The following is a 10,064-nucleotide window of genomic DNA, read 5'->3' as shown; positions in this document are numbered from 1 at the left end:
GGACCGGCCGCGGTCAGCGGCGGGCCGCGGCGTACGCTCCGGCGTGCCTCAGCGTGGCCAGGCTGTTCGCGCCCAGCGCCTCGCGGAGGAAACGGCGCGCCGCCGCGATGTCGGCGGTCTCGCCGAGGACCCGGGCGACGGCACGGGGCTCGACCACGGCGGTGTGGCGTGAGGTGACCACGGTGGTGCCGTCGCCGTCCTCCTCGAAGCTCCATTCGCCGGTGTGCAGGGCCATCAGCGGGGGCAGGGTGGTCTGCTTGTAGACGATCCGCTCGTACGGGACGCAGACGCGCACCGACTCGGTGGTGTGCGCGCTGCCGTCCTTGGTGAGCGTGTCCATGGCCAGGATCTGCACGCCGGGGCCGGCGTCCCGCAGGGACACGGCCGTGACGTGGGGCAGCCGTTCGGCCCAGTGCTGGGCCTGGTCGATGAAGTCGTAGACGTCCTTGGCGTGGCCTTCGAGGCGGACGGTGTCCTCGAAGGTGAGGAAGGTGTCGTGCTCGCCGCCGCCGTCGCCGCGTTCGGCGTGCTGTTTGAGCGCGGCGAGTTCCGCCCGGCTGTTGGCGTCCACGGCGCGGTCGATCCAGTCGAGCGTGCCGGCGTCGTCGCCGACGGCCCGGAAGTCGTGCAGCAGGCGTACGCGGCACTCCCCCGGTCCGGCGGGCTCGATGATCCAGGCGCCGCCCATCGCGGCGAACGGCGGGCTCGGCACCTCCTGCCGGAAGTCGACGCGCAGGCCCGCCCGGTCCAGGGTGCGTCGGGACGTCCAGTGCTTGACCTGTCCGTCGACGGTGGCCCAGAGGCGGATGCGTTCCTCCGTGTCGCCCCGCTCCAGGTGGTCGGCGTGGACGGAGGGCGGGAAGATCGCGGGCCAGCCGCCGACGTCGGCGATCAGTGCGTAGAGCCGCTCGGCCGTCGCGCGGACGGTGATCTCGTGTGCGGTCTCCCGCGTGGTGGGCTGGGTCATGGTCGGCTCCTTGGGATCGGCGCCCGGCGACGCCGTCGTCACTGCGGCGGGTTTCCGTGTTTGCGTGCGGGGAGTTCGGCGTGCTTGGCGCGGAGCATGTCCAGCGCGCGTACGAGCACCCGGCGGGTGTCGGCGGGGTCGATGACGTCGTCCACGAGGCCGCGCTCGACCGCGTAGTAGGGGTGCATGAGTTCGGTCCGGTATTCCTTGATCTTCTGTCGGCGTTCCGCCTCGGGATCCTGAGCGGTCGCGATCTGCTTGCGGAAGATCACGTTGGCGGCGCCCTCGGCGCCCATGACCGCGATTTCGTTGGTGGGCCAGGCGTACGTGAGGTCGGCGCCGATGGACTGGGAGTCCATGACGATGTACGCGCCGCCGTAGGCCTTGCGCAGGATCAGGGAGACCCGGGGCACGGTCGCGTTGCAGTACGCGTACAGCAGCTTCGCGCCCCGTCTGATGACGCCGTTGTGCTCCTGGCCGACGCCGGGGAGGAAGCCGGGTACGTCCACGAGCGTGACGATCGGGATGCTGAAGGCGTCGCAGAACTGCACGAAACGGGCCCCCTTCTCGGAGGCGTCGATGTCCAGGACTCCGGCCATCACGGAGGGCTGGTTGGCGACGATGCCGACGACCCGGCCGTCCAGCCGGGCGAGGGTGCACACCAGGTTGGCGGCCCAGTCGCCGTGCACCTCCATGTGTTCCCCGTCGTCGACGAGTTCCTCGATCACGGCCCGTACGTCGTACGCACGGGCGGCGTCGGCGGGGACGAGGTCGAGGAGGGCCGGGGTGGCCCGGTCCGGCGAGTCGTCCGGCACGACGGCCGGGGGCAGTTCCCGGTTGTTCTGCGGGAGCATCGACAGGAGGTAGCGGACCTCGGCGATGCAGGTCTCCTCGTCGTCGTACGCGAAGTGGGAGACACCGGAGACCCCCGCGTGGACGTCGGCGCCGCCGAGCCCGTTCTGGGTGATCTCCTCACCGGTGACCGCCTTGACGACGTCCGGCCCGGTGATGAACATCTGCGAGGTCTCACGGACCATGAACACGAAGTCCGTCAGCGCCGGACTGTAGGCCGCGCCACCCGCACACGGGCCCAGCATCACGCTGATCTGCGGGATGACACCCGAGGCACGCGTGTTGCGCTGGAAGATGCCGCCGTAGCCGGCGAGCGCCGAGACGCCCTCCTGGATACGGGCACCCGCACCGTCGTTCAGCGAGACCAGCGGCGCACCGGCCGCGATGGCCATGTCCATGATCTTGTGGATCTTCGTCGCATGCGCCTCACCCAGCGCACCGCCGAAGATCCGGAAATCGTGCGCGTACACGAAGACCGTCCGGCCCTCCACCGTGCCCCACCCGGTGATCACACCATCGGTGTACGGCTTCTTCGCCTCCAGGCCGAAACCCTGCGCACGGTGCCGGCGCAACTGCTCGACCTCGCTGAACGAACCGGCGTCGAGCAGCAGCTCGATGCGCTCGCGCGCCGTCAGCTTCCCCTTCGCATGCTGGGCCTCGGTCGCACGGTCACTCGGGCCACGGAGCGCCTGCTCACGCAGGGCACGCAACTCCTCGCGGAGGTCGGAGACGGTGCGGTGGCCGGTCATGGTGACGGTCGGCGGGCGGCTCTCGGCTGTCGGCACGGCACACTCCACTTCAGGGGGGCGACTGCACTCAGGGGCTGCTCTCAGGGGCTGCGCTCGGCGGCTGCTCTCGGGGGGCGACCGCTCGGGCCCGGCTCACAGGGCGGGAGCGGCGGCTCTGAGGAACGAGGCGGAACGCTCCCGCACTTCCAGGGGCCCCGCCTCCTGCGCGCGCACGGCCACGGCCGCCGCGAACGCCCGGTCCTGCGCGAGGTCCAGGTCGAGGACCGACCAACCGGGCGGCCGGCCGTGGGTGTCGGTTCCCAGATAGTCGGAGGAGGCTCCGTGCGCCAGGCCCTTGCCGATTCCTTTGAGGTAGGCCTCCTTACGGGTCCAGAGCCGGCCGAACGCGGTCGGCCGGGCGCTCTCGGGCCGCCGCTCCACCTCGGCCCGCTCGGCCGGGTGGAGCGCCGGAAGGCACGCCTCGACGGTGCCGCCGCCCGGCGAGCGCTGGATGTCCGCTCCCACCGGAGCGGCGGCGACGGCGATGAGCACCAGACCGTGGCTGTGCGAGAGGGAGAAGTGGACGGGAGGCGCGTCGACGGCCAGTTCGGGACGGCCGTGCGGGCCGCCGCACTCGGGGCAGGTGGCCCGGGTGAACCGCAGGTCCCCCGGGGCCGTCCCGGTGTGCAGCGCCAGGACGCGGCGCAGCGCGATGTGGGCGGCGACGTACCGGAGCCGGTCGCCGGGGCTGACGAATCGTTCCGCCCGCTCCCGCTCCCGGCCGTCCAGCTCCTCCAGGGCCAGGGCCGCGACGTCGGGTCGCGGCTCGTTCACCCGCACCAGCCAGACGTCCGGCCGGGCCCGCCTCACGCGGCGGCGTCCGGGGTGCTGGGGGTGCGCCGCGTGAGGGTCACGGGCGGTCAGGCGGTCGGGACGGAACGCAGCGACGCGTTCACGGCCTCGATCAGGCTGCGCGGCGTGGCGGTCTCGGTGAGCGTCTCGTCGTCGAGGGTGATGCCGAACTCGCGCTCAATCCTCGTACCGGTCTCCAGCATGGCCAGGGATTCGTATCCGAGCGCTTCGAAATCCAGGTCGAGTATGTCACCTTCCAGGTCGACGCTTTCGTCGGCCCCGACCCCTTCCTTGAGAATTCGCTTCAGATCGTCGACGTCGAATATACGGATTCCGGAAGACATGGGTGTCCTTTCACGGGGGAGGAGGTCGATCGGGTCGCCCGGCACGGGCGGTCCCGGCCGGTGCGGCCGTTCGGAACTTCGAACGGCATACACCCGGAAATCGTGTTTCACCTGCGGGAATCACCACAGCAGAAGAGGCGGGCACCCCTACCGCCCACATCGGACCGCACTGCGGCCGGGGGCTGGGCACATGCCTGGGGAACGTATTCAACAGCTTCTTCGCCGGACCGCACCCACGTCAATGGAGATTTTTCAAGGATCCGACAAGATCATGTCAAGGGATCGTAAAGTCGTCAGGATTCCATCAATATGGGAAGGGCCGCTCCAGTAAATCAGGTCGACCTTGCCCGGACTCGTCGAGGGCTTTTACGCTGACCGGACCGCCGCGATCCAGAAGCTGGATCGAATTTACAAAGGGGAAACAAACCTTGAATTCCCGCGAGACTCGAACGGTCCGGTCGCACCACCCCTGCGCGGGCGCGGGCTGCCGCCGGCAGCACGAGGCCCAGGCGGGACGCGGGCGGAAAGCCACCGCCGGCGGGGCCCTCCTCTGTCGGGACTGTCAGGGCGAACTCCTCGCGAACCTCCGCCGGCTGCCCCCGCTCTACCGGGCCTGCGGTCAACTGCTCGACGGCAGCAGGAGCGTGAGCGGCCCGCGTGAACGCACATCGGGGGGCGGTTCACCCGGGCTCCCCTTCAACACGGCCGCGTCCGACGCCCGCCGGGACGCCCTGGCGATCCTCGGCTCCTGGGCGGGCCTGATCGCGGACGCCCGGCGGGTGCCCCGCCCCGACCGCACGGTGGAGGCCCTGACGGCCTTTCTGATCCGTCATGCGGGATGGCTGACCGCGCACAGCGCCGCCGGGGACGCCTCCCGCGAACTGAGCGAGGCGACCCGCCGGGCCGCCCGCGCGGCGGACCCTGCCGACCAGCGCCGCCTGGTGACCGTCGGAACCTGTCCCGAGCCGGGCTGCGCGGGGAGGCTCCAGTCGCTGATCCGGCCGGCCGCCACCGGGTCGGCGCCGGCCGTACGGTGCCGGAACGATCCGGCACACCACTGGACGGGCGAGGAACTGATGCTGCTCAGGCGGCGGATGACGGCGCCGTCAGCGCCGTCCGGTGCGACACGGCGCGCGCCCCTCGACGGCACGACCCCGTCGGCTCCCAGCCCCGACGGCGCGGCCGCGGGCGGCACCTCCCACGCGGCGGACGCGGCCCCAACGAGGATCGTGTGGCTCACCGCGTCCGACATCACCCGGCTGTGGGGCACACCGTCCGGCAGCGTCTACCGGCTCGCCAGCCAGCAGGCCTGGCGGCGCCGGAGCCACGGCGGTCGTACGTACTACCACGAGGCGGACGTCGTACGGGCGTTGAGCGAGCGACGGCCCCGCCCGGCGGCCTGACGACCGGCCCCCACGGCCCGACGGGCCGCCCGACGACCGCCCGCCCCCGGCCCGGCCGCACCCGCCCCGCGCCTACCAGCGCTCGGCGAGGAGGTCGGGCCCCGGCGGGCGGCCCGGCAGCGAGCCGTGCCCGGCGCGCAGCCCGTCCAGCGCGATGGCGATGATGCGCTGGCGGGCGCTGCTCGCCGCGTCGACGAGGTCGGTCCTGCCCTGCACCTCGAACTGCTCGACGAGCGAGGACTTGCCGAGCTGCTCGATGAGCAGGGAGATGTCCACGGTCGTGGCGTCCGCCCGGAGCACCCCGGCCTCATGGGCACGCGCCACCAGCGCGCGCGTCAGCTCGTCGGACCTGTTGAACTTCTCGGCCATCTCGTCGGTGACCTGGATCGTGCCGGCCAGCGGTCCGAGCGCACCGCCGCTGAACTCGATGGCGGCGGTGACGTAGTGGACGAGGCCCTCCCAGGCGTCGTCGCGCGCGAGCCCCTCCTCCGCCGCCTGGATCCACTGCCCGAGCGACAGCGCGCACAGGTGCTGGAACAGCTCCTCCTTGGTGCGGTACCGCCGGTAGAGGCTGGCGATGCCGACTCCCGCGCGGGCCGCGATCGTCGCCACGGACGTATGGGCGCCGTCCACGGCGAGGACCTTCTTGGCGGCCTCCAGGAGGGCGCGGTCGTTGCGTTCTGCTTCTGCGTATCGGGGAGCTCGTCGGGCCATGGGCCCACTCTAGCCACTTGCGAAGCGAATCGCTCCGTTATACATTCCAAACGAAGCGAAGCTATCCGTTTGGAGGGGCGCCGTGCTGTCCGTGGTGATGGAGGAGTTCGGAGGACCGGAGGTCCTGCGGGCTCGACAGGTCGAGGATCCGGTGCCGGGACCCGGGCAGGTGCTCGTCGACGTGGCGTACGCGAGCGTCACGTTCGTCGAGACCCAGGTGCGCTCCGGCAACGGCCCCTTCGGCCGTCCCCCGCTCCCCCGCGTGCCGGGCAACGGCGTGGGCGGCCGCGTCGTCGCCGTCGGACCGGGCGCGGACCCCGCCCTCATCGGTACGACGGTGGTCACCACGACCGGCGGCGAGGGCGGCTACGCCGAACGCGCCCTGGCCCGCGCCGACGAGGTCGTACCGGTTCCGTCCGGCCTGGACCTCAAGGACGCGGTCGCCCTGCTGGCCGACGGCCGCACGGCGCTCCTGCTCTTCCGTCAGGCCGAGGTCAAGCCGGGCGAGAAGGTCCTCGTGGAGGCCGCGGCCGGCGGCGTCGGCAGCCTCCTGGTCCAGCTGGCCGTGCACGCCGGCGCCCGTGTCGTCGGGGCCGCGCGCGGCGAGCGGAAGGCCCAGCTCATCGTCTCCCTCGGCGCCGCCTACGTCGACTACGCGCAGGACGACTGGGTCCGCCGGGTCCAGGACACGGCCGGCGGCGCACTCGACGTGGTCTTCGACGGAGTGGGGGGCGCGATCGGCACCGCGGCGGCGGGCGCGCTGGGCCCCGGCGGACGCATCAGCCTGTACGGCATGGCGAGCGGCGCGGACGCCGAGCTCGACGAGGACGACCTCGCGGCCCGGCGGATCCGTACCCTCGGGCTCTTCGCGGGACCGGGCCCCGCACAGACGCACGCCTTCATCGGGGAGGCCCTGCGGCTCGCGGCGGACGGCACCCTGCGGCCGGTCGTCGGCCAGGTCTTCCCACTCGCCGCGGCGGCGGAGGCGCACGCCGCCATCGAAGCGCGGGCCACCCTCGGGAAGACCCTGCTCGCCGTCGGCGACCCGGACGCCGGCCGATGAGCACCGAGGCCCGTACCCCGCCCGAGCGGGCGGGGTCCCGCGAGTGGACCGCCCTGGCGGTCCTCGGCGTTCCGGCCGTCCTGGTCATGATGAACATGTCGGTGCTCTACCTGGCGCTGCCGACGCTCAGCCGCGACCTGGACCCCAGCGGCCCCCAGCTGCTGTGGATCACGGACATCTACGGGTTCATGGTCGCCGGCGCCCTCATCACCATGGGCACGCTCGGGGACCGGATCGGACACCGCCGGATCCTGCTCGTCGGGGCCGTCGCCTTCACCGGCGCCTCGGTCTTCGCCGCGTACGCGGACAGCGCCGGGATGCTGATCGCCGCGCGCGCGATCCAAGGCGTCGCCGCGGCCTCGCTGGCGCCCTCCTCGCTCTCCGTGATCCGCAACCTCTTCCGGGACCCCGGGCAGCGCACCCTCGCCATCACCATCTGGATGATGAGCTTCATGGGCGGCGGGGCGCTCGGTCCGCTCGTCGGCGGTGTCCTCCTCCAGTACTTCTGGTGGGGCTCGGTCTTCCTCGTCGCCGTACCGACCATGCTGGTGCTGCTCCTCACCGTCCCGTTCCTCGTACCGGAGTTCCGTTCGGCCGGGACCGGGCGGCTGGATCCGATCAGCGTCGCGATGTCCCTGGTGGCCCCGCTCGCCATCGTGTACGGGATCAAGAGCCTCGCAGCGGACGGCGTCGGGCCGGCCTCGCTGGGCTTCATCGCCGCCGGTCTGGTCATCGGCGCGGCCTTCGTACGGCGCCAACGGCGGCTCGACGAACCGCTGCTCGACCTGTCCCTCTTCCGCGTCCCCGCGTTCGCGGTCTCGGCCGGCGGGATGATCGTGGTCGGGATGCTCCTCTTCGGTACGAGCCTCCTCACCTCGCAGTACCTGCAGCTGGTCCTGGGCTTCGAGCCCCTGAAGGCCGGACTGTGGCAGCTGCCGACCGCCGTGGGCGGCACGGTCGTCGCCCTGTGGGTCTCCGGTCTCGCCGCCCGTTTCCAGCCCGCCGTCCTGATGAGCGCGGGCGCCGCCTTCGCCGTCCTCGGGCCGATCATGCTCACCCAGGTCGACGGCGGCCCGGGCTTCGTGGTGGCCGGCTCGCTGCTCCTCTTCGCCGGCCTCACGCCGTTCATGGCCCTGGGCACCGGCCTGGTCGTGGGCTCCGCACCGGCCGAACGGGCCGGCGCCGCCTCGGCGATCTCCGAGACGGGCGCGGAGCTCGGCGGAGCCCTGGGCATCGCCACGCTGGGCAGCGTCGCCACAGCCGTCTACGGCGGCTACATGGCCGACCATCTGCCCCCGGGCCTGCCGGCGGACGTCGCCGGTCCCGCCGGCGAGACGCTGCCCGCGGCCCTGGAGGCCGCCCGGCAACTCCCCGGGGCGCTGGGCTCCGCGCTGGCCGACACCGCCCGCGCCGGTTTCACCCAGAGCCTGCACGTCCACGCGCTCATCCTGATCCCCCTCCTGCTGGCCCTCTCGGCGCTCACGCTCACGCTGCGCCGCCGCGGGGAGCCGGCCGAGAAGGACCGGACGTCCCCCGACGACCGCGCCGCCGCTCCCGCGCCGGTCGCCGACTGAAAGGAGTTCCTGCTCATGCGGGTCGAGGCGTACTTCGACATCCTGTGCCCCTGGTGCTACATCGGGAAGAGGAGGCTGGCGACCGCGCTCGCCGGACGCGAGGACGTGGAGGTCGTCTGGCGCAGCTTCGAGCTCGATCCGGAGGGCAGCCCGACGGCGGGTCCGACGGCGGCCGAGGTCATCGCCCAGTACCAGCCCACTCCGGAGCGGGCCGCCGCCCGGGTGCGGCAGATCCAGTCGCTCGGCGAGGCCGAGGGATTGCGGCTGGAGCTCCACAAGGCCCGGCCGGTCAACTCCTTCGACGCGCACCGGCTCGTCCGGTTGGGCGCCGTCCACGGGCGGGCCGACGAGGTGCTGGAGCGGCTGCTGTACGGCTATCACACGGAGGGGCTCGACATCGCGGCCCCGGAGGTCCTGGAGAAGCTGGGGATCGAGGCGGGACTCGAACCCTCCGCGGTCCGCCGGGTGGTGGAGGGGTCGGAGTTCACGGAGGACGTGCGCGCCGACGAACGGCGGGGCGCGCAGCAGGGCGTCAGGGGCGTACCCATGCTGGTCGTGAACGGCGGGGTGCCGGCCTCGGCCGTCCAGGGTCCGGACGCCCTGGCACAGCTGCTGAGCCCGCGGTCGCGTGGCTGACCACGCCGCCCGGTCCCGGCGAGGACCACGTGTCCTCGCCGGGACGGCTCACTCCTGGCAGAAGCGGAATCCCACCCCTCGGACGGTCGTGATCCAGCATCTCTCCCGCAGCTTGCTCCGCATGGAGCTCACATGGGTGTCGATCGTGCGGCTCGCCTGCACGCTGAGCCCCGCGCCGGCGGGGTGTCCCCAGACGTCGATCATCAGACGCTCCCGGGACACGACCACACCGGGACGGCTCGCGAGGTAGTGCAGCAGGTCGAACTCCTTGCGGGTCAGTTCGATCGCCCTCCCGTCGAGCCGGACCTCCCGGGACTCGCTGTCGAGGCTGAGGCCGCCCCGGGAGAGGGTGGACCTGCGCTGGCCGCCGATCCGCCGCATGACGGCGTCGATGCGGGCCATCAGTTCCCGAAATGAATAGGGCCGTTCAAGACAGTCGTCGGATCCCGCCTGCAGACCGAGAATCCTGTCGAGTTCGGCGGACTCGTCGGCGAAGGATATAATCGGCGTGTCGCCTGCCGCCCGCATACGACGACAAACTTCGATTCCGTCAATATCGGACAGCCCAAGGTCGAGCAGCACCAGATCGGCATTCTCGAATACGTCCAGAGCTTCAGCCCCGGAACCGACCACAATGGTGTCGTGGCCATGCCGTCTGAGGCCGTCTATCAGTGACTCCGCCTGATCCCCTTCGTCCTCGACCACAAGGACGCGCATTCGATCCCCCCTCTGGGTTACCGCTGCCCCATACGGTCAGAAGTTTAACAAACTCATGGGATGACCTCCAGGGCGCGCGAGCCGGAATACCACCCCCGGTCGGCGGCTTTTGCCTCTTTTCAGTAATAACAGGGACCCTGTTTTCCGTCACGGCTAATCGATCGGTTCTGGCCATTGTCGAGCGCCGTGCTGAAATTGATCGACGGGCCCGATG

10 protein-coding genes are annotated in these 10,064 nt (G+C 71.7%); 4 read left to right on the top strand and 6 right to left on the bottom strand.

The window, feature by feature from the left end; translation table 11 throughout:
• Window positions 1-13: 13 nt before the first annotated feature.
• The 4 genes from OG462_RS33275 to OG462_RS33260 all read right to left on the bottom strand — a co-directional run bounded on the left by OG462_RS33275 (window position 14) and on the right by OG462_RS33260 (window position 3,743).
• On the bottom strand, window positions 14-967 hold the full coding sequence (locus OG462_RS33275; protein ID WP_406063378.1) for an aromatase/cyclase: 954 nt from the start codon (window positions 965-967) through the stop codon (window positions 14-16).
• Between the two features lie 38 nt (window positions 968-1,005).
• Window positions 1,006-2,568: an acyl-CoA carboxylase subunit beta gene (locus OG462_RS33270; protein ID WP_406066818.1), complete on the bottom strand. Its 1,563-nt coding sequence runs from the start codon at window positions 2,566-2,568 to the stop codon at window positions 1,006-1,008.
• 132 nt (window positions 2,569-2,700) lie between these two features.
• A complete protein-coding gene (locus tag OG462_RS33265; protein WP_406063376.1) occupies window positions 2,701-3,381 on the bottom strand; it encodes a 4'-phosphopantetheinyl transferase family protein in 681 nt (226 codons plus the stop codon).
• 86 nt (window positions 3,382-3,467) lie between these two features.
• Window positions 3,468-3,743, bottom strand: coding sequence for an acyl carrier protein (locus OG462_RS33260; protein ID WP_406063374.1), 276 nt, complete (start codon window positions 3,741-3,743; stop codon window positions 3,468-3,470).
• A gap of 428 nt (window positions 3,744-4,171) precedes the next feature.
• Between OG462_RS33260 and OG462_RS33255 the strand changes: the two genes are divergently transcribed.
• Entirely contained in the window at window positions 4,172-5,146 is a 975-nt protein-coding gene (locus tag OG462_RS33255; protein ID WP_406063372.1) for a hypothetical protein, read from the top strand.
• A gap of 72 nt (window positions 5,147-5,218) precedes the next feature.
• Here OG462_RS33255 and OG462_RS33250 read toward each other — a convergent pair whose 3' ends face one another.
• Window positions 5,219-5,860 carry a TetR/AcrR family transcriptional regulator gene (locus OG462_RS33250; RefSeq protein WP_406063370.1) on the bottom strand — a complete coding sequence of 214 codons (642 nt, stop codon included), beginning with the start codon at window positions 5,858-5,860 and terminating at the stop codon, window positions 5,219-5,221.
• 82 nt (window positions 5,861-5,942) lie between these two features.
• Between OG462_RS33250 and OG462_RS33245 the strand changes: the two genes are divergently transcribed.
• From OG462_RS33245 to OG462_RS33235, 3 genes are read left to right on the top strand one after another with little or no spacing between them, the layout of a single operon-like run.
• Window positions 5,943-6,923, top strand: a complete 981-nt coding sequence (locus OG462_RS33245; RefSeq protein ID WP_406063369.1) for a zinc-binding dehydrogenase — start codon at window positions 5,943-5,945, stop codon at window positions 6,921-6,923.
• Entirely contained in the window at window positions 6,920-8,497 is a 1,578-nt protein-coding gene (locus OG462_RS33240; RefSeq protein WP_406063367.1) for an MFS transporter, read from the top strand. Before OG462_RS33245 ends, OG462_RS33240 begins: the two co-directional genes overlap by 4 nt.
• A gap of 15 nt (window positions 8,498-8,512) precedes the next feature.
• On the top strand, window positions 8,513-9,133 hold the full coding sequence (locus tag OG462_RS33235) for a DsbA family oxidoreductase (RefSeq protein ID WP_406063365.1): 621 nt from the start codon (window positions 8,513-8,515) through the stop codon (window positions 9,131-9,133).
• Window positions 9,134-9,181: 48 nt separating this feature from the next.
• Here the strand turns inward: OG462_RS33235 and OG462_RS33230 are convergent, their stop codons facing one another.
• Window positions 9,182-9,850: a response regulator transcription factor gene (locus OG462_RS33230; protein WP_406063363.1), complete on the bottom strand. Its 669-nt coding sequence runs from the start codon at window positions 9,848-9,850 to the stop codon at window positions 9,182-9,184.
• Window positions 9,851-10,064 lie beyond the last annotated feature (214 nt).

Source organism: Streptomyces sp. NBC_01077 (assembly GCF_045162855.1).
In the GTDB taxonomy this organism is placed as follows: domain Bacteria; phylum Actinomycetota; class Actinomycetes; order Streptomycetales; family Streptomycetaceae; genus Streptomyces.
Note: the sequence above shows the minus strand (reverse complement) of the source record. Positions and strands in the feature narration are given on the sequence as shown.